This window comes from Cohnella sp. GCM10027633 (genome assembly GCF_042675445.1).
Lineage (GTDB): Bacteria > Bacillota > Bacilli > Paenibacillales > Paenibacillaceae > Cohnella.
In genome coordinates this window covers 1,035,986-1,053,699 of sequence record NZ_JBHTGV010000002.1, presented here as the reverse complement: position 1 = coordinate 1,053,699, position 17,714 = coordinate 1,035,986, and the positions used below count along the sequence as shown (strand labels likewise).

The following is a 17,714-nucleotide window of genomic DNA, read 5'->3' as shown; positions in this document are numbered from 1 at the left end:
AGGAAGACCGAGTGCCCCCGCAAGAGGCGCACCCGGTCTTTTTGGTCGTCTAACCTTGGTCTCTCAGCAGATGCTCTCCGGCGATGCCCGGCGTCGTCATCTGCACCGGATCGAGAATTTCGTCCATCTCCGCCGCGGTGAGCAACCCCTTCTCTAGAATGAGGGCTTTAATAGACGTCCCTGTCGCGAGCGCCTCCTTCACCAATTGCGCGGCGACGTCGTATCCGAGATGCGGGTTCAGCGCCGTGACGATGCCGAAGCTATGCTCGACGTATAGCTCGCACTTCTCGCGGTTCGCCGTCATCCCCTGCAGGGCGAAGCGGTCGAACACGTCCAGCGCGTGCGCGAGAATATCGAGCGATTGGAGCAGGTTGAAGGCGATGACCGGCCCCATGACGTTCAGCTCGAATTGCCCCGCTTCGCAAGCGAGACAGATCGTAAGGTCGTTGCCCATCACTTGGAAGGCGACCTGGTTCACGACCTCCGCCATGACCGGATTGACTTTGCCCGGCATGATCGAAGACCCGGGCTGTCTCGGGGGCAGCATCAGCTCGCCTAACCCGACGCGCGGACCGGACGCCATGAGGCGGATGTCGTTGCAAATCTTGGACAGATTGACCGCGAGCACTTTCAGCGCCGCCGACAGCTCCGTGTACGCGTCCGTGTTCTGCGTCGCGTCCACGAGGTCGTCCGCCGTTCGGATCGGCATCCCGGTCTCTTCCGCCAGCTTCGCCGCGACGATCCGGATATAGTCCGGCGTCGCGTTCAGCCCGGTACCTACCGCCGTCGCTCCCATATTGACCGCAAGCAAATCTTCCTTCGCCCGCTCGATCCGGGCGATATCCCTGCCAAGTACGCCCGCATAGGCGCCGAACTCTTGCCCCATCCGGATCGGCACCGCGTCCTGCAGATGCGTCCGTCCCATCTTCAGCACGCCGTCGAATTCGGCAGCTTTGCGAACGAACGATCGCTGCGTCTCGCGAAGCGCGGCGAGCAGCTTCTCCGCCGACCGGTACGCCGCGATGCGAAGCGCCGTCGGAATGGCGTCGTTCGTCGACTGGGACATGTTCACGTGATTGTTCGGACTGCAGTGGAAGTAATCGCCTTTGGCGTGCCCCATCAGCTCGAGCGCCCGGTTCGCGAGCACCTCGTTCATGTTCATGTTGATGGACGTGCCCGCGCCGCCTTGGATCGCGTCGACGATGAACTGGTCGGCCCATCGCCCTTGCGCGACTTCGGTTGCCGCATCGGCGATCGCGCCAGCGATGTTGGGCGGCAGCCGCCTCAGCTCGGCGTTCGCCTTGACCGCGGCCAGCTTCACCTGCGCCAACGCGACGATAAGCGTCCCATGGACCCGTACGCCCGTAATCGGGAAATTATCGACGGCGCGCATCGTCTGAATGCCGTAGTACGCGTCTTGCGGCACGTTTAAGCTGCCTAACGAGTCTTTCTCGATTCGCTCTGCCATTGTCCTCCACCTCCGAAAGTCATCGTCCGAAGTACGCCTAACCTTCATTATGCTTCTTATCTACCCGTCTAACTCCGGAATCAAGCTCGGTTCGAACGATAGCAAAAAACCGGCACGGCGTCGTTGGACGCCATGCCGGCTTGTTCGGTCCGATTAATCTTCGTCTGCTTCGGCCAGCGCGCGCATCTGGGCTTCCCATTCCGCGCGGCGCTTGTCTTCCAAGTACTCCTGCGTCTTCCGGTCCCGTTCGCGTCCCTTCTCCTTCAGCCTCTCGATAGCGGGTTGAATGAGCAGATCGACCTCGAACTGCACCGTTGCCGAGAGATCATAGCGGGATTGGCTCTCCAAGTAGGAGCCGACCTCCATCAGCGCGTTGTAACGGTCCAGTTCGTCGCGCGTTAACAGGCCCCGTACTTGCACGCTGCAATGTCTCATTACAGGAATTTACCTTTGCGAAGCACCAACGGAATACCGCCGATGATGAACAGGTAACGGATATCGACGAGCTTCTTCAGCCATGCGGCTACGCGGCCTTTGTACTTGCGGCCGAACGCGACGCCGATCGCTTCGCCTTTGCCGAGGGACGCAACGACGCCTTTGTTCGAGAACGCGAACTTCTTCAGCGGTTGGTTGCGGATCGATGCCACCAGATTGTGCGCGCAGTTAACGCCTTGTTGCATCGCCATTTGGGCAGTCGGCGGATAAGGACGGCCTTGTTCGTTGAAGAGCAAGGAGTTGTCGCCCAGGATGAAGATGTTGTCGTGGCCGGGAGCGCGAAGGAATTCGTCGACTTTGACGCGTCCGCGCATCGTCTCGAAGCCCGCTTCTTCGATCAAGCGGTTGCCGCGCACGCCGCCGGTCCAGATAACCGTCTGCGATTTGATCTCTTCGCCTTCGCCGACGATAACGCCGTCCGGGCTGCACTCTTTGATCGCCGTGCCGATGCGGAACGTGACGCCCTTCTTCTGAAGAACTTGCATCGCGTACTCGACGAGCTCCGGATCGAAGCCCGGCAATGCCGTAGGCGCCGCTTCGATGTTGATGATCTTGACGAGCTGCGGGTCGACGTCGAATTGCTTGCACAGCTCAGGCACGCGGTCGGCTAGCTCGCCGATGAACTCGATGCCCGTGAAGCCCGCGCCGCCGACGACGAACGTCAGGTAATCGGTACGGTGTGGCTCGCGCTTGAAGCGCGCGAATTGATATTCGATATGCTCGCGGATGAGGCGAACGGAGTTAATGGAACGAATGTTCATCGCGTGCTCGCCGAGGCCCGGGATGCCGAACGTCTCGGGCTCGCCGCCGAGACCCACGATCAGGTAGTCGTACGAGAGCGTGCCGTCTTCGAGAATGACTTTGCGGTCTTGCGGACGAATTTGCACGACGGTCGATTTGACGAAGTCGATTTTGAATTCGTCGATCAGCTTGGAGATGTTGACGCGCGCGTTCTCCGGATGATCCGTGCCTGCTGCCGGCATGTGAAGGTGAGTCGTGATGTAGTGATAGTCATGCTTATTGACCAGCGTTACATCCGCTTCATTATAGTTTAATTCCTTCTGCAGCCGAAGAGACGTCAGAACGCCGCCGTATCCCGCGCCAAGGATAACAATTTTCGGAATGCTGCTCATGTGGTGATCCCATCCAATCCTATGATGTATTTATTTTGTGAAAAATTACACAATGTCCGCCGTTAATTTGCGGGGGCGGAGCTATACATGCGTATCATATCGGCTTTTTCAACAATTTTCAAGGTTCTTTTTCACGAATAAATTTGTGCTTCTTTACAAAATCCTTTTCTTGTGCGAACCGCTTGCTTATAATTGTAAAATAGATACAGTTCCCTATCGACAGGCAAATGACGGAGGTGTTCCATACATGAGTCAAAGCATCGATTCTCCCGTGGACGTAGCCATTATCGGCGGCGGTCCCGCCGGCATGTTCGCCGCGTTCTACGGCGGCATGCGCCAGATGTCCGTGACGTTGATCGAAAGCATGCCCCAGCTCGGCGGCCAGCTTGCCGCGCTATATCCCGAGAAATATATTTATGATGTCGCGGGATTTCCGAAAGTAACCGCCCAAGAGCTCGTTAACAATTTAAGTTCCCAAATGAACCATTTTCAGGCCGATATCAGGCTCGAAGAGAAAGTCGTCAAGGTGAAGAAGCTCGAGGAGCGCTTGTTCGAAATCGAGACGGACGTGGGCGTCGTTTACTCCCGCGCGGTCATCGTGACGGCCGGGGTCGGCGCGTTCGAGCCCCGCAGGCTGGAGCTGCCGGAAGCGTCGCGCTTCGAGAAGGCCAATCTGCGCTACTTCGTCAGCGACCTGGAGCAGTACCGAGGCCAACGGGTGCTCATCAGCGGCGGCGGCGACTCGGCGGTCGATTGGGCGCTTATGCTCGAGCCGATCGCGGAGCAAGTCATGCTCGTCCATCGCCGCGATAAATTCAGGGCGCACGAGCATAGCGTCGAGCTGCTCGTGCAATCGAGAGTGAAGATTATAACGCCGACGGAGATCACGGCGCTGCACGGAGAGAAGTCGATCTCCCGCGTGACGCTGACCGACGTGAAGACCGGCCAGGCGACCGACCACGAGGTGGACGCGGTCATCGTGAACTTCGGCTTCGTCAGCTCCCTCGGCCCAATCGCCGAGTGGGGACTCGAGATCGAAGGCGGATCGATCGTCGTCGATTCCCGGATGGAGACGAGCATTCCCGGCGTCTTCGCCGCCGGCGACATTACGACCTATCCCGGCAAGCTGAAGCTGATCGCGGTCGGCTTCGGCGAAGCGCCTACGGCGATCAACAACGCGAAAGTCTATATCGATCCGAACGCCAAGCTGTCGCCCGGCCATAGCAGCAACATGAAGCTTTGACGGGTCTTTTAACGAACAGAGGGCACCCTATCCATGATAACCGGAACGTCTGATCCGGCAATCGAAGGAGGGTGCCTTTGTGATTTGTCCCGTATGCAACGCTTTGAGCCTCCTAGCCGTTTCTTGTCCGCAATGCGGGGCCGCAGCCGAAGACGAAGGTCGTTGGAGCGATTGGAGCGGACCTTACGCTCCCTACGAACCCCATTTGGTCGCCGAAACCCGAGAGTCCGGCGCCGATGCCGGCTTCGTCTGCCGTCATGCCGTCCGCTGCGCGCAATGCCAGCTTTCTTTTACCTCCGAGATTGCAGGCTGGAACGTCTAGCATATACGCTCTCCGGGCACGGATAGGTTGCGACGGCGGATTTCCGCGCGAAGCATGTATACGAACTCCCTCTCCAGCCGCAATCGCAACGCGCTGCGGTAAGCATCGATCAATAATTCGTCCGTTAATATGGGTAGCATCGCCCTACATCCTTTCCACTCTATAATGGAAGATTGTGAAGGCATCATAGCATGCTCCCAACAAGGGGTACAAGCATGGCGATATCCACATCCGACTGTGAATAACCTGTGAGAAAAATGTTGAAAAAGACCGTCAACCTTTGACTTATCGTGTGGAAATTGTGGATGAAGTTATTCACAGCCTGTGGATGGAATTACTTATAAATAAGTTTCATGGTTGCGTTTTCGGTTGATTAAAGGTTTTAATAGAAAATAATGTCAAACGCCGTAGATTACTGCGGTCGAGTATTGACCTCCAGAATCCAAACGTGTCCGTTCCGGTCGATTCCATAATCGTATCCGAGCTGCCCGATGCCCGGGAAATGGCGCTCCAACAGCTCTGTTGACGCTTTCGTCAAATGTCGCATCTCTTGCTTCTTGCGGCCGACAAGTCTCGCGGACAGCGAAAGCCGAATTCCTTGCGCCGCCGGCATCTGAACGCCCCCGCGGCACAGATTCGTGACGAACAATCCTCTGCGCGCGAGCCGCCCGAGCATCGACCGGTACCTCCAAACCCCGTTTTCCTTCACGTATTTCACGCGATAGTCGATCGGTCTGCCCGCGATCGTCGCCAGGCGGATTCCCCGTTGGATGAGATAGGACCTTCTTCCCTTGCGCCTGTTGATCTCGGATAGGATGCCGCCGAAGCTTGACCTCGTGACCGTCCGCGACATGTAAGTGCAGCTGTAACGGCCGCCTTGCCTGCTAATCTTCATGACGCCGATGCCGCCCCCGCCGCGTACCGGTTTAATGACGACCATGCCGTACCGGGAGAGCATCGTTCTCAGGTTGGACGAGTTGAACATACGAGAAGACGGTAAGTGCCTTGCGATATAAGGATTCTGGGACATGACGCTCGATTTGAGCCATTTGCTGGCTAGCTGCCGATTCATCCATCGTGACTCCTTTCCTGTGTATATGTATACAGTACTCGGGCGGGTGGACAGCTTCTTGGATGGATGACGCGGGTTTTTCGCCTGTTTAATCTGTCGATGGGCACGGATAAGGCGGACGCCGGGGTGCCGGGTATGTATCTCCTTCCGGTGCCGTTGCCGTCGTGAAATCTGAATGGTTAACCCCGTGACAAGGGGATTTCACGACGGCAAGAGGTCACCGCTTCGCTCCTTCAGGAGACACATACCCTCTACCCCTCTGTCCCTAGTGCGTGCATTATCGGAACCAACAGGCGAAAGACCGCGTCAGGGGTGGGGGTGGAAAAGCATGCCTCATTGCTCCGCATCATTTCGGTGATAGCCGCATATGCAATGCTATTGGCTGCATAGAAGGGAGCTGACGCATGGGAGAAGCTTACGGATGCTCGCGGGACTTGTCGTTGCGGCGACGGCGATATGGATCTCGGGGTGCGGGACGGATTCGGCCGAAACGGAGCCCGCTGCCGCCGTCGACGAAAGCGCGGAAGCGACGAAGGACGGAGACGAAATTACGGTGAAGACGGACGAGGGCAAAGCGAAGATCACGACCGACGGCGAGAACGGCGCCGTCCAATACGAGGCGACCGACGCCGACGGCGGGACGGTCAAGGTGGAGACGGGGGCGAAGTCCCTCCCGGCGGACTTTCCGAAGGAAATTCCGCTGCCGGACGACGCGACGATCGTCACGACGGTCAATATGACCTCGGATCAAGTTAAAGGCTATATGGTAGCGATCACGACGGGCCTCGACGCCCAGAAGGCGGCGGATTTCTACCGGAAAGCGCTGAACGACGAAGGTTATCAGCTAAGCGATACGTCGAATGCCGACGGCGTAACGTTGGTCGGAGAGAACGATACGTACAACATGCTGATCATCGTGATGCCCGATGCCGTGAACGCCGGCCTTACGTCCGTTACGATTACGTTCGGCTCGAAGGAATAGAATAGCGGACTAAAAAAACGCCTCCCGAGGGAGGCGTTCCATGTTGTTGTCGATATTAGCAAGGCTCCGCTGCCGGATTGCCCGCTTCCGTCGCCGTTCTGAAGCTCGAGCCGCAGCCGCACGTCGCGGTCGCGTTCGGATTGTGAATCGTGAAGCCGCCGCCCATGGCCGACTCTTTCCAGTCGATCTGAACGCCGTTCAAATACTTAAGGCTCTGCCCGTCAACGACCACCTTTAATCCCCGAATGTCCAGCTCCGTATCATCCGAGTGCTTCTCATCGTCGAAGCCCATGCCATATGAAAATCCGCTGCATCCGCCCTCATTTACGCCAATGCGCAGAAACAAATTCGGAATTTCTTCGGCGGCGAGCATCTCCTCAATCTTCGCCCCTGCGGATTCGCTAATGTTAACCATATCCGATTCCTCCCCTGCCTGATCTCTCTTTAGTATAACCTAGAGAACTTCAAGCCTCAAGAGAGGTATCTGCCTGCGCTTGCTGTCCCAAACCCTTGAGCTCGATGCGCGTGCGGAATTGCCCCTTCTCGTTCTGCAGGAAATCGGCCAACCGGCGGAACACTTGCGCCAGCTCGTAGCCCGAGGAGTCGGTATCGAGCGTATAACGGAATTGGTCGGCGGACAAGCCGCGCACTTTCGCCCGGTCCGGCTCGCGAATATCGGAATCCTGCAGCCTGCGCCATTCCTTGGACGGCTCGAACTTGTCCGCGCGCCTGACGATCTGCTCGTAGATCCGCTGCTTCTTCAGCCACATGTAGTATTGGATCGGATTCGACAACTGCCAAGCCGCGCTCAGATCCTTGATCGTGTAGGCGGCGCGATATTGTTGGAGCGTCTGGATCTTGTCCGCCTCTTCCATCTGTTCGAGTTCGCTGAGCGGTAAAATTTCTGGTTTCAGTTGAATACACCTCCTGATTTAAAACTATTTTAAATCCGATTTCAATTTAAACATAACCAATAAATGTTTATAATTCAAGTTGATTCCCGATTTTGAACGGGTTTATACATTTCATTTTTCCAGTTGCCGGTGCTTGGCCGTAGGTTTATAATTGTTACAGTTGTTTACCCGCGATTTTCATTGCTTTGTTAGAAAGTTATTTTTTTCACAATTCATTCTGCCAGGTGTCATTACGGCTATAGGAGGCGAATGCCTTGTCGCTCGTCACAACTCACCCAGACCGCCAGATGGCGGAAATCGCCGATAAAGTACGTAACGGCGAACGCTTGTCTTTGGAAGACGGCGTATTCCTCTACCGCTCCGACGATCTGCTTACGATCGGCCAGCTCGCGAACGAGGTCAATTTACGCAAGAACGGCAAGAAAGTGTATTTTATCGAAAACATGAGCCTGTACTTCACGAACGTATGCGAAGCGCACTGCGCCTTCTGCAACTTCCGCAAGGACGAGGGCGACGAGGGCGCCTACACGCTCTCGCCCGAGCAGATGATCGAATACGTCGAGCAGCACATCCACCCCGGCGTCCGGGAGTTCCACATCGTCGGCGGGCATAACGTGCACGTTCCGTTCGAATATTACGTCGAATCGATACGCGCGCTGAAGAACAAGTACCCGGACGTCACGATGAAAGCCTACACCGCCGCGGAGATCGACTTCTTCTCCCGCATCTCGGGCAAGAGCTACCGCGAAGTGCTCGAGACGCTCATCGAAGCCGGACTCGAGACGCTGACCGGCGGCGGAGCAGAGATTCTGTCCGACCATTACCGGAAGAAGATGCGCGTCGACAAGGCGAACATCTCCCAATACTTGGACGTGCACCGGACGGCGCATCAACTCGGCCTCCGAACGCATACAACGATGCTATATGGAGCCATCGAGACCGTCGAGGAACGCGTGCAGCATATGCTGCACATCCGCGACCTGCAGGACGAGACGAACGGCTTCCAAGTGTTCATCCCGCTCTCCATGCAGCCGATCAGCCCGAAAGCCGGCATTCGCCGCCGTAACTCGGCTTACGACGACCTGAAGGCGATCGCGATCAGCCGGTTGATGCTGGATAACGTCCAGCATATCAAGGCGTACTTCATCAACATCGGCACGCAGCTGACGCAAGTGGCGCTGACGATGGGAGCGTCGGACGCGCACGGCACGATCGTCCGCGAGAAGATCAGCCATGCGGCGGGCGCGTTGACGCCGGCGGGCATTACTCGCGAAGACTTGATTTGGCTCATCAAGGGCGCCGGACGCATTCCGGTCGAGCGCGATACGTTCTATAACGAGATCAAAATTTACGAATAGCAGCATCCGCCCCGTCGGAAGACGCGGGCTTTTCTGTGTCATACTAACCGAACGAACCAGACGCACCCGCACACAAAGGAGAACGTAAGCATGAGCAATGTCGTAATACTCGGCGGCGGCTACGGCGGCTTGACCGTCGCCCAGGAGCTGCTGGACAACATCCCGGCGGATTGCCGGATTTTCCTCGTGGATCGCATGCCTTATCAAGGCCTGAAGACGGAATACTATGCATTGGCGGCAGGCACCGTGTCCGATCTGGACCTCCGCGTCGCCTTCCCGATCCACCCGCAATGCCATCTCGTATACGGAGAGATCATCGACGTCGATATGGAGAACCAGCTCGTGCACATCGCTTCGCAGGAGTCTCTCCCCTACGATTCTCTCGTCGTCGCGCTCGGCTGCACGGACAACTTCCACGGCATCGACGGCGCATCCGAATTCGCGTGCAGCATCCAGACGCTGTCGGCTACGCGCCGCACGTACCAACAGTTGAACGATACGCGTCCTTACGGTCAGATCACGATCGTCGGCGGCGGCTTAAGCGGCGTCGAAGTGGCGGCCGAGCTGCGGGAAGCGCGTTCGGACATCAACATTCGGATACTGGACCGGGGCAACAGCGTCCTATCCGCGTTCCCGGGCAGACTTCAGAAGTATGTCGCATCGTGGTTCCGCGAACACGACGTGGAGATGCGGTCGCATATCGGCATTACGCGGCTGGAGCAAGGCGTCATCCATAACGGCGACGAGGAAATCGCGACGGACGTGACCGTATGGACGGCCGGCATTCAGCCGGTGGATCTGATCCAACGCATGGAGCTGTCGAAGGATCACGCGGGCCGCCTCGTCGTTAACGGCTATCACGAGCTGCCCGACCATCCGAACGTATACGTCATTGGAGATTGCTCCAGCCAGCCGTTCTCCCCGAGCGCTCAGCTTGCCGGGGCGCAGGGCAAGCAGGTCGCCGAAGTGATTCAAGCCCGTTGGGACGGCAAAGAACCGAGACTGGGCCGCATTCGGTTGAAGGGCGTTCTCGGTTCGTTAGGCAAGAAGGCCGGCTTCGGCCTGATGGGTTCGACGCCGCTGCTAGGACGCATTCCGCGCATGATCAAGAGCGGCGTGCTATGGAAGAGCAAGCGCCACTTCGGATAAGCTTACAGGTCGTCGAGCAGCTTATCGAGCGCGGACCGGCGGGACTCCTGATCCTCGATCGCGGCCAGAATGAGCTCGTATAGCTGATCGGCCGTTTCGGCGACGACGGATTCGCCGTTGACGAGCGCGTACGGCGACAGATAGCATTCGCCGCAGTTGCCCAAGCATCCGTATTCGATGACCTCGACGTGAGGAAGCTGCTCCAGCTTCTTCAGCACCTCGTCGGTGCCATGGTGCATATTGCTAACGCAGAACTCTACGATGTGCATGGCAGGCTTTTCCTTTCCGCCGGATCTCGAATGTCGGCAGTCGTCTGTTTGAAAAATACGTACGATGTACTATAATGGAATGAGAAAGGAGTGGATGAATATGAGTACAAATGCTCCAAGCTCGCAATACGACGAGGTATTGGACGTGCTCGATAAGCTGCGTCCGTTCCTGCAACGCGACGGCGGCGACGTCGAACTCGTGGAAGTCGAAGACGGCATCGTGAAGCTTCGCCTGATGGGCGCATGCGGCAGCTGCCCAAGCTCGACGATTACGCTGAAAGCCGGCATCGAGCGCGCGTTGTTGGAAGAAGTCGAAGGCATTCAAGAAGTCGTTCAAGTGTTCTGATTTTCCTTTATTCAGAGGAATGAAGAAGGTCCTGCCCTGCGGCGGGACCTTTCGTCATTTACCGACCGTCGTGCGGATCGGATCGAACCCTCCGGATACGTCTATCGTGTTGCCCGTAATGAAGTCGGATTCGGGAAGGCAGAGGAACGCGATCATGCGCGCGACGTCTTCGCCGGTGCCGGGACGCCCCCGCGGAGACTCCTCGTCGATCATTCCCTCGACGTCCGCGATGCTCTTCTCCTTGTTGCCGCCCCGAATGTCGCCGGGACAGATCATGTTGACGGTAATGCCGTTCGCGGCTTCTTCGACCGCCAGCGTCTTCGTGAACGAGACGAGCCCCACCTTCGCCGCCGCGTACGCGGCACGGTGCGGCCACGATCTCGCTTCTCCGGCGTGGCCGAAGCCGAAGTGAATAATTCTCCCCCACCCGCGGCTCCGCATCCCCGGCAGCGCGCGATGATCGAGCAGCATCGTACCAACGAGATTGCCGTTCATCATGTAATGGATTTCCTCGGGTTTATAGTCGGCGAACAACCGCCTATCCCGAATGAACGGTCCGGCGTTGTTGATCAGAATATCGATCGACCCGAGCTCGCTCTCGACTTCGCGAACGAGCCGTTCGGCCATCTCCGGCTGCGCGACGTCCGCTTGAATCGCGATCGCCTTGCGGCCGAGCGCGGCAATTTCTTCCGCCAGCCGCTCCGCTTCCGTCCTGCTCGTCACGTAGGTAACGGCGATGTCGCAACCGAGGCCGGCAAGCTCGAACGCCGTCCTGCGTCCCAATCCTTTGGCGCTGCCCGTGATGAGCGCCGTTCTGCCGATCAGCTTCACGCGGCTCTCCCCTTGATCCTTAATGTGTCCACTCCAACCGCTTGCAGGCGAAGCGGAAGCTAAGCCCCAGCGTCTGCTCGATCATGTCCCACGCACGGTCGAGATCCGCCATGTTCGCCCGGATGTCTTCCAGCTTGCCGCGTTCGCCGTTATGCGAGAGCGAGGTTCGAAGATCGTCCTGCAGCTCGGCGTTCATATGGTGAATTTCCGTATTCCTTCTGCTTCTTAGCCGGTTGAAGGGTTCGCGATGCCGCTCCTTCAGCCCGTTCAGCGGCTCCATCAGCTCGACGTGCATGCGGTTCAGGCGCATATTGCGAAGAACGGTGAAATACGAGAAACGGGCTTTCATCCGCTCCGTCTTGAGCGCGAGCAGCTCGTTGAGCAGCGTGCCTAGCTTATCGAGCAACGCGAACACTCGAATGTAGGCGTTCTTGTCGAAGTACACGTGCCTATCGTAATTCATGCTCTCTTCCGGCGTGAATTCGTCCACGCGGGGATGACGAATCAGCTCGGCGTATCGCTTGGCGGCATATCGGCTCTGCTCGAGTTCGTCCATCGCCCGGAGCAAGCCTTCCGCCCATATCCCGTATGTCCGGTACATGTCGCCGGCTTTGGCGTCCGCGCTTCGTTCCGATGCCTCATAGGCAAGCCCGATAAACTTCCCGATGGCCTGAACCGTGTCCAACGACGATCCCGTCCATTGTCGCGGCTGCTCTCCGAACATCATCCTTAGCAAGACGTTGCCTCCCCGTAATTCGCATCCCGATGAATCGTCTCGAGGCATGAGGCCCCGCTCGGCATTCTTCCCCATTGTAACGCAAAAGAGGCGGCGCGCTCAACCGAATGCGCGTAACCGCCTCTTCCCGATTACCCCCGCCAACCGGAGGTTTGCATATATTCCTTCCAACGCCGGTCCACGAGCTCCACGATATCCTCTCGCGGGAACAGCTCGTCCGGATAGCCCGGCTTCATGCGGGCGTCGATGACGATCGGCAGCCGATAACCGATATGATGCCGGCCCGCTTCGCTTGCCGCGTAGATGTCCGCAGCGGGGTTGAACCGGGTGAACGTCGCCCACAGGAACGCCGTCTGCCCGTCCGCGATGTCCGCGTCGTCGGCGATGACGACGAGCGGCCATGGGCAATCTTCCGCGGTTAACCGCTCGGCGAGCCTTGCGCCGAGCTGCGGGTCTTCCGCGTATGCCGCGCCCTCCACGACGAGACAGCCGCGGCAGTAAGGCTTGACCTTATGAATGCCCGGAATCGGGCCTCCCGTATATTCGCCCGGCAGTTGCCGGACCGGATCGCCGACGCCGAGCAGCACGGCCTTGCTGCCGTGATTGAGCCTGGAGCCGGTATAGTCGAGCGTATCGTGCGACGTCTGGTCGAAGACGAACAAGTCCTTGAACGGGTCGAACCGTTCCAACACCGTCTCCAGCAGCAGCGGGAAGTCGGCAAGATCGAGCTGACGGTCGGTTAAGATGAGGAATTTCGTCAGCGACAGCTGGCCTTCCCCGAGAATGCGGAACGCCGTGCCGAGCGCTTCCCGCGAATAGCTCTCGCGAACGACCGCCGCGGCGAGCGCGTGCACCCCCGTCTCCGCGTAAGCCCACAGGCTGCGCACGCCGGGCATGACCATCGGGAACGCGGGCGACAGCAGCCGCTGCAAGTATTCGCCGAGGAAGTAATCCTCCTGCTTCGGCTTGCCGACGATCGTCGCCGGGTAGATCGCATCCTTCCGGTGCCATACGTGGCCGACGTCGAATACCGGGAAATCGTGCTGCAACGAATAATAGCCGAAGTGATCGCCGAACGGACCTTCCGGACGCCGAACGTGAGGCCTCACGCTGCCCACGATGGCGAATTCCGCTTCTGCCGGAATGCGATGCCCGCCGTAAGGGTTGTCCGCCATCGGAAGCTTGCCGCCCATGACGAGCGAGGCGAGCATGAGCTCGGGCATATTTTCCGGCATCGGGGCGATGGCGGATACGATCAGCGCCGGCGGTCCTCCGAGGAACACGGAGACGGGCAGCGCTTCTCCGCGCTGCTCGGCCGCGTAGTAATGGAATCCGCCGCCCTTATGGATCTGCCAATGCATACCCGTCGTGTTGTCGTCGAAGATCTGCATCCGGTACATGCCGAGGTTATGGCGCTTGCGATGCTCCGGGTGCTCCGTGTAGACGAGCGGAAGCGTGACGAACGGGCCTCCGTCCTCCTGCCAGCTCGTGATGGCCGGAATGCCGGCCAACGGACGCTCCGTGCGGGAAGATTGCAGGACTGGCGCTTGCTCGCGGCCGACCTTCTTCGTTCCGACTTTGACCAGATCGAGGAACATGCCCCGCTGGCCCCATAGGGACGAGAACGACGGCGGCAATAGCGAGTCCACCGAACCGATCAACTGCTGCACCAATTGCTCCGGTCGCGGGCCGAACGCCATGTCTACCCTGCGCTCGGTGCCGAACAAGTTCGTCACGACGGGGAACGTGCTCCCCTTCACGTTCGTGAACAAGAGCGCGGGACCGCCGAGCTCGATGACTCTGCGATGAATTTCCGCCAGCTCGAGAACCGGATCGACCGGCGCGTCGATGACGATCAACTCGCCGTTCGCGCGGAGCGCTTCGAGGAATGGGCGCAGAGAAGTATAGATCATTGGTCGGCCTCCGTTCGGGTATTCGAATTCGTATCGGCGCGGCTAAGCTGTCTCGTTCGGATCGCCAGCAAACATAGCATGCTGAACAGCGCCGCGATAATAATCGTATGGATGAGCCCGGTGAAGATGTAGACGTTCTCGTCGTCCAACGTGAACGACAGCAAGCCGCCGCTCAGCACCTGCAGGACCACAAGGCCGACCGTTCCCGAGGCGATCGCGCCAAGCTCCGTCCCCTTCCCCGCCGATCGGCGGATGAAGCCGGCGAGCAGGAACACGAGCACGAGCATCCCGAGCGCCGCCAGACGGTGCGCGAAGGCGACGCCGACCGATCCCGTCAGTTCGGGCACGACGTCCCCGTTGCAGAGCGGCCAGCCCTCGCAGGCGCCGCCGGAGCTCGTATGGCGAATGTAAGCGCCAAGATAAATAACGAAGTAGCAATAGACGAGCGCAGCAACGACGGCGCGGAACAGCTTCGCCGGAACCGGAGGCGACGCCGGGCTTGTCCGATCGCCGGTCTTGCCGCCGCGCTTCACGTACGAATAGTGCAGCCAAGTACACGTGAAGGCAAGCAAGGAGATGCCGAAGTGAAGCGCGAGCACGAGCGAAGACTGCTCCCAGACGACGGCCATCGCGCCGAGCACCGCCTGCATAACGGTGAACAGCAGCGCGCCGTCCGCGTACAGCATCGGTTCGCGGGCGCGGGCGGGCTTCCAGAAGCGCGTCGCCAGGAACGTCGCGCCGACGAGCAGGCCGACGATGCCGCTGATCGCGCGGTGCGTATATTCAACCATGGATTCGACGGTATAAGCGGGAACGAATTTCCCGTTGCATAGCGGCCAGTCGGTACCGCAACCCCGTCCGGAGTCCGTATTCGTGACGAGCACGCCGGCGATCAGCACGAGGAACATGCCGATGCACGTCGCAAGCGATAATAGTTTGTATCTTCGTTCGGTCATGCCCATCCCCGATTTCTTGTGAAAGTAGGCGCAAGGAGGCCATTTCCCATTATACAGAACCCCATCCGGCAATGCCATGTCACATTTGTGAACGCTGGCGCCGCGGGATGGGGCTCTTGTCGTTAACGTTTCGGCCGGAAGTCGGCCCGTACCGCCGATAGCCGGTCCCGGATTCGCTTGCCGGCGACCCGCGGCGAGAAATGCGCGCGGATCGTCGCTTGCCCGTTGCGGGCGATCGTCTCCCGCCACTTGGCGTCGGTAACCATCATCCGCATCAGGTAGGCGGCATGGTCGACGTCCGGCTCCGCCCATGTCTGGTGCGCCCGGTAAGGACCGTAGTCTTGGCCGACCTGCACGAGCCGGTAATTGACGACGCCGGCGTTGTTCGCGTTCATGAAGTCGGTATTGCCCGACCAGTTCGTGCCGATGACGGGAATCCCCAGATACATCGCTTCCGCCAGCGGCAGGCCGAAGCCTTCGGAGCGGTGAAGGGAGACGACGCAATCGGCGCAACGGATGAGCGCCTTCGCCTCCGTTCTCCCGAACACGCGGTCGATGATCCGCACGTTAGGAATGCCGGCGAGCTGCTCGCGCAGCGCCGCCGTCTCCGCCTCGGTCGGATGATTGATCTTGACGACGAGCTCGGCCCGCAGCTGGCGGTGTTCGCTCATCAGCCTGCGGAACGCCTCGATGACGGCTTGCGGGTTTTTGCGTGCCTTGATGCTGTAAGAATCGTACATGCACAAGAACAGGAAACGGTCTTCCGGAAGCCCGAACCACTTCCGGTTCAAGTGCTCCGGCAGCTCCTCGACATAGACGCCGTGAGGAACGACGACGGTCGGCACGTTGGACTTCGCCGCGATGCTATCCCCCACGAACCGCGTCGGCACCCATACTTCGTCGAGCAGCTCGAGCCCGTGGAGGAATTCGTCGGGGAACTCCGGCAGCTCCCAGTGCCAGTAGCCGATGTTGAGACGGTTCCGGAACAGCGTCTCTCCGAACCGGCCTCCGACCAAGGGCATCTCGGTGGCATTGATGTGGAAAATGTTCGTGTTGTAATGAGGAACCGCGCTTTCCTTGTGCGCCCACGAGATATCGACGTTGACGAGATTGTCCAGGTCGACCGGCAATATCCCGAACGGCAGCCCCGCGCTCTCGATCGCCCGCGCGGCCAGCCGGCACGATTCTCCCATGCCGGTCTCGCTGCGCGCGTAACCGATCAAGTTGATGCCGAGATCTTCGGCTTGCGCGTCTGCGTTCAACGCGCGCAGCAATTCTTCGGACAGCTCCCGCACGGCCGTCTCCGCGGTAATCGCTTCGACCGGGACCGGCGGGTGCGCCAGTCTCTTCCATGCCGAGCGCGATCTGCCCCTGCGGTGAACGGCGTTCGCCGCCTTGCGCCTGACCGCGCGATGGCGCAAGGCGCGCCGGGGATGCCGATGCGCCGGCTTGCTTCGTAATCTCGCCTGCGATTTTGCGCTGCCGGACGCGACCCGCGTTTTGCTTCTGCCCCGCCTGTGCCGTCTCTGCTTCGCGTGTGCCGCAGCTCCCGCCATGGTCAGCCGCCGACTTCGCTATGCGTCTGCGTCCGCCAGTAGTTCAGCAAGTCTTCCATCGTCTTCTCGAACGGAATTTCCGGCCTCCAGCCCGTCGCCTCATGGAAGTTATCGTAGTTGCCGAGCAGCAGCTCCACGTCGGAAGGACGCATGCGCGCCGGATCCGGCTTCACTTCGATCTTCACGTTGCTGAACGATAGGAGCAGATCCAGCATCTCGGAAATTCGCCAGCACGTTCCGGAAGCGATATTGTACGCTTCTCCCGGCTCTCCCTTCTCGAGAGCGAGCCAATACGCGCGCACGACGTCGCGGGCATCGGTGAAGTCGCGTTTAGCGTCCAGGTTGCCGACGTGAATGACCGGCTCCTTCAAGCCTTTCTCGATATCCGCGATCTGCTTGGCGAAGTTGGAGGTCACGAACTGTTCGCCGCGGCGCGGGCCGGTGTGGTTGAACGTGCGGGTGCGGACGGCATGAATGCCGTAGCTCTTGTAGTATTGATACCCCATTAGATCCTGCGCCACCTTGCTGATGGCGTATGGGCTAAGCGGACGAAGGGGATTGGACTCCCGGATCGGCGCTTCGTGAGGATCGACGTGCCCGTATTCCTCGCTGGAGCAGGCGATCTGAATTTTCGCGGGCAGATCGAACCGGCGGACGGCCTCGAACAAGTTCAGTTGCCCCGCGATGTTGTTATTGATCGTATCCATGGGCGAGTTCCAAGACGTCGGGACGAAGCTCTGGGCGGCCAAGTGAAAGATCAGATCCGGCTTCTCCGCCTTCACGAGCGTCTCGACGGAGAACGGGTCCCGCAGCTCGCATTCGACCAGGTGCAACTCCTTCGCGATATGCTCGATGTGATTCATGCGGCTGCGATTGCGAATCGTGCCGACGACCTCTACGCCCTTTTGCAGCAAAAACTCGGCCATATGGCTGCCCACGAATCCGGAGATCCCCGTCACGAGTGCCTTCAT

General features: G+C 59.1%; 19 protein-coding genes. 5 read left to right on the top strand and 14 right to left on the bottom strand.

What is annotated here, in order from left to right; translation table 11 throughout:
- Positions 1–49 precede the first annotated feature (49 nt).
- From ACFQZG_RS08965 to ACFQZG_RS08955, 3 genes are all read right to left on the bottom strand, one after another.
- Positions 50–1,468, bottom strand: a complete 1,419-nt coding sequence (locus ACFQZG_RS08965; protein ID WP_378151518.1) for an aspartate ammonia-lyase — start codon at positions 1,466–1,468, stop codon at positions 50–52.
- 153 nt (positions 1,469–1,621) lie between these two features.
- Positions 1,622–1,903, bottom strand: coding sequence for a hypothetical protein (locus ACFQZG_RS08960; protein ID WP_378151516.1), 282 nt, complete (start codon positions 1,901–1,903; stop codon positions 1,622–1,624).
- Positions 1,903–3,096, bottom strand: coding sequence for an NAD(P)/FAD-dependent oxidoreductase (locus tag ACFQZG_RS08955; RefSeq protein WP_378151514.1), 1,194 nt, complete (start codon positions 3,094–3,096; stop codon positions 1,903–1,905). The genes ACFQZG_RS08960 and ACFQZG_RS08955 overlap by 1 nt, the downstream gene beginning before the upstream one ends.
- Before the next feature lie 247 nt (positions 3,097–3,343).
- Between ACFQZG_RS08955 and ACFQZG_RS08950 the strand changes: the two genes are divergently transcribed.
- Positions 3,344–4,339: an NAD(P)/FAD-dependent oxidoreductase gene (locus ACFQZG_RS08950; RefSeq protein ID WP_378151512.1), complete on the top strand. Its 996-nt coding sequence runs from the start codon at positions 3,344–3,346 to the stop codon at positions 4,337–4,339.
- Positions 4,340–4,657: 318 nt separating this feature from the next.
- Here ACFQZG_RS08950 and sda read toward each other — a convergent pair whose 3' ends face one another.
- Positions 4,658–4,801, bottom strand: a complete 144-nt coding sequence (gene sda, locus ACFQZG_RS08945) for a sporulation histidine kinase inhibitor Sda (protein WP_378151510.1) — start codon at positions 4,799–4,801, stop codon at positions 4,658–4,660.
- 272 nt (positions 4,802–5,073) lie between these two features.
- Positions 5,074–5,733 carry a YheC/YheD family protein gene (locus ACFQZG_RS08940; protein ID WP_378151508.1) on the bottom strand — a complete coding sequence of 220 codons (660 nt, stop codon included), beginning with the start codon at positions 5,731–5,733 and terminating at the stop codon, positions 5,074–5,076.
- Between the two features lie 421 nt (positions 5,734–6,154).
- On the opposite strand from ACFQZG_RS08940, the gene ACFQZG_RS08935 reads away from it, so the two are divergent.
- The gene (locus tag ACFQZG_RS08935; protein ID WP_378151506.1) at positions 6,155–6,715 is read left to right on the top strand and encodes a hypothetical protein; all 561 of its coding nucleotides are present in this window, start codon (positions 6,155–6,157) and stop codon (positions 6,713–6,715) included.
- A 55-nt stretch (positions 6,716–6,770) separates the two neighbouring features.
- On the opposite strand, the gene erpA is transcribed toward ACFQZG_RS08935, so the two are convergent.
- Together erpA and ACFQZG_RS08925 are read right to left on the bottom strand one after the other, a co-directional pair.
- Positions 6,771–7,130: an iron-sulfur cluster insertion protein ErpA gene (gene erpA, locus ACFQZG_RS08930; protein ID WP_378151504.1), complete on the bottom strand. Its 360-nt coding sequence runs from the start codon at positions 7,128–7,130 to the stop codon at positions 6,771–6,773.
- 49 nt (positions 7,131–7,179) lie between these two features.
- Positions 7,180–7,590 carry a hypothetical protein gene (locus ACFQZG_RS08925; RefSeq protein WP_378151502.1) on the bottom strand — a complete coding sequence of 137 codons (411 nt, stop codon included), beginning with the start codon at positions 7,588–7,590 and terminating at the stop codon, positions 7,180–7,182.
- A gap of 326 nt (positions 7,591–7,916) precedes the next feature.
- On the opposite strand from ACFQZG_RS08925, the gene mqnE reads away from it, so the two are divergent.
- Positions 7,917–8,987 carry an aminofutalosine synthase MqnE gene (gene mqnE, locus ACFQZG_RS08920; RefSeq protein ID WP_378151622.1) on the top strand — a complete coding sequence of 357 codons (1,071 nt, stop codon included), beginning with the start codon at positions 7,917–7,919 and terminating at the stop codon, positions 8,985–8,987.
- 90 nt (positions 8,988–9,077) lie between these two features.
- Positions 9,078–10,136 (top strand): NAD(P)/FAD-dependent oxidoreductase, encoded by a 1,059-nt coding sequence (locus ACFQZG_RS08915; RefSeq protein ID WP_378151500.1) that lies wholly within the window; start codon positions 9,078–9,080, stop codon positions 10,134–10,136.
- Positions 10,137–10,138: 2 nt separating this feature from the next.
- On the opposite strand, the gene ACFQZG_RS08910 is transcribed toward ACFQZG_RS08915, so the two are convergent.
- The gene (locus ACFQZG_RS08910; protein ID WP_378151498.1) at positions 10,139–10,405 is read right to left on the bottom strand and encodes a YuzB family protein; all 267 of its coding nucleotides are present in this window, start codon (positions 10,403–10,405) and stop codon (positions 10,139–10,141) included.
- 100 nt (positions 10,406–10,505) lie between these two features.
- Between ACFQZG_RS08910 and ACFQZG_RS08905 the strand changes: the two genes are divergently transcribed.
- The gene (locus tag ACFQZG_RS08905; RefSeq protein WP_378151496.1) at positions 10,506–10,751 is read left to right on the top strand and encodes a NifU family protein; all 246 of its coding nucleotides are present in this window, start codon (positions 10,506–10,508) and stop codon (positions 10,749–10,751) included.
- 54 nt (positions 10,752–10,805) lie between these two features.
- Here ACFQZG_RS08905 and ACFQZG_RS08900 read toward each other — a convergent pair whose 3' ends face one another.
- The 6 genes from ACFQZG_RS08900 to ACFQZG_RS08875 form a co-directional block, all read right to left on the bottom strand.
- The gene (locus ACFQZG_RS08900; RefSeq protein ID WP_378151620.1) at positions 10,806–11,576 is read right to left on the bottom strand and encodes an SDR family oxidoreductase; all 771 of its coding nucleotides are present in this window, start codon (positions 11,574–11,576) and stop codon (positions 10,806–10,808) included.
- Between the two features lie 25 nt (positions 11,577–11,601).
- A complete protein-coding gene (locus ACFQZG_RS08895; RefSeq protein WP_378151618.1) occupies positions 11,602–12,309 on the bottom strand; it encodes a Cthe_2314 family HEPN domain-containing protein in 708 nt (235 codons plus the stop codon).
- 140 nt (positions 12,310–12,449) lie between these two features.
- Positions 12,450–14,231 carry a UbiD family decarboxylase gene (locus ACFQZG_RS08890; protein WP_378151494.1) on the bottom strand — a complete coding sequence of 594 codons (1,782 nt, stop codon included), beginning with the start codon at positions 14,229–14,231 and terminating at the stop codon, positions 12,450–12,452.
- Positions 14,228–15,187, bottom strand: coding sequence for a COX15/CtaA family protein (locus ACFQZG_RS08885; RefSeq protein WP_378151492.1), 960 nt, complete (start codon positions 15,185–15,187; stop codon positions 14,228–14,230). Before ACFQZG_RS08885 ends, ACFQZG_RS08890 begins: the two co-directional genes overlap by 4 nt.
- A 122-nt stretch (positions 15,188–15,309) precedes the next feature.
- Positions 15,310–16,743 (bottom strand): glycosyltransferase family 4 protein, encoded by a 1,434-nt coding sequence (locus ACFQZG_RS08880; RefSeq protein ID WP_378151491.1) that lies wholly within the window; start codon positions 16,741–16,743, stop codon positions 15,310–15,312.
- A 2-nt stretch (positions 16,744–16,745) separates the two neighbouring features.
- The gene (locus ACFQZG_RS08875; RefSeq protein ID WP_378151489.1) at positions 16,746–17,714 is read right to left on the bottom strand and encodes a GDP-mannose 4,6-dehydratase; all 969 of its coding nucleotides are present in this window, start codon (positions 17,712–17,714) and stop codon (positions 16,746–16,748) included.

Coding starts and splice junctions, on each gene's coding strand:
- ACFQZG_RS08880 (WP_378151491.1), bottom strand. CDS start 16,743: ATGGCGGGAGCTGCGGCACACGCGAAGCAGAGACGGCACAGGCGGGGC.
- ACFQZG_RS08940 (WP_378151508.1), bottom strand. CDS start 5,733: ATGAATCGGCAGCTAGCCAGCAAATGGCTCAAATCGAGCGTCATGTCC.
- ACFQZG_RS08960 (WP_378151516.1), bottom strand. CDS start 1,903: ATGAGACATTGCAGCGTGCAAGTACGGGGCCTGTTAACGCGCGACGAA.
- ACFQZG_RS08885 (WP_378151492.1), bottom strand. CDS start 15,187: ATGACCGAACGAAGATACAAACTATTATCGCTTGCGACGTGCATCGGC.
- ACFQZG_RS08915 (WP_378151500.1), top strand. CDS start 9,078: ATGAGCAATGTCGTAATACTCGGCGGCGGCTACGGCGGCTTGACCGTC.
- mqnE (WP_378151622.1), top strand. CDS start 7,917: ATGGCGGAAATCGCCGATAAAGTACGTAACGGCGAACGCTTGTCTTTG.
- ACFQZG_RS08890 (WP_378151494.1), bottom strand. CDS start 14,231: ATGATCTATACTTCTCTGCGCCCATTCCTCGAAGCGCTCCGCGCGAAC.
- sda (WP_378151510.1), bottom strand. CDS start 4,801: ATGCTACCCATATTAACGGACGAATTATTGATCGATGCTTACCGCAGC.
- ACFQZG_RS08910 (WP_378151498.1), bottom strand. CDS start 10,405: ATGCACATCGTAGAGTTCTGCGTTAGCAATATGCACCATGGCACCGAC.
- erpA (WP_378151504.1), bottom strand. CDS start 7,130: ATGGTTAACATTAGCGAATCCGCAGGGGCGAAGATTGAGGAGATGCTC.
- ACFQZG_RS08905 (WP_378151496.1), top strand. CDS start 10,506: ATGAGTACAAATGCTCCAAGCTCGCAATACGACGAGGTATTGGACGTG.
- ACFQZG_RS08935 (WP_378151506.1), top strand. CDS start 6,155: ATGCTCGCGGGACTTGTCGTTGCGGCGACGGCGATATGGATCTCGGGG.
- ACFQZG_RS08965 (WP_378151518.1), bottom strand. CDS start 1,468: ATGGCAGAGCGAATCGAGAAAGACTCGTTAGGCAGCTTAAACGTGCCG.
- ACFQZG_RS08925 (WP_378151502.1), bottom strand. CDS start 7,590: ATGGAAGAGGCGGACAAGATCCAGACGCTCCAACAATATCGCGCCGCC.
- ACFQZG_RS08950 (WP_378151512.1), top strand. CDS start 3,344: ATGAGTCAAAGCATCGATTCTCCCGTGGACGTAGCCATTATCGGCGGC.
- ACFQZG_RS08875 (WP_378151489.1), bottom strand. CDS start 17,714: ATGAAGGCACTCGTGACGGGGATCTCCGGATTCGTGGGCAGCCATATG.
- ACFQZG_RS08895 (WP_378151618.1), bottom strand. CDS start 12,309: ATGATGTTCGGAGAGCAGCCGCGACAATGGACGGGATCGTCGTTGGAC.
- ACFQZG_RS08955 (WP_378151514.1), bottom strand. CDS start 3,096: ATGAGCAGCATTCCGAAAATTGTTATCCTTGGCGCGGGATACGGCGGC.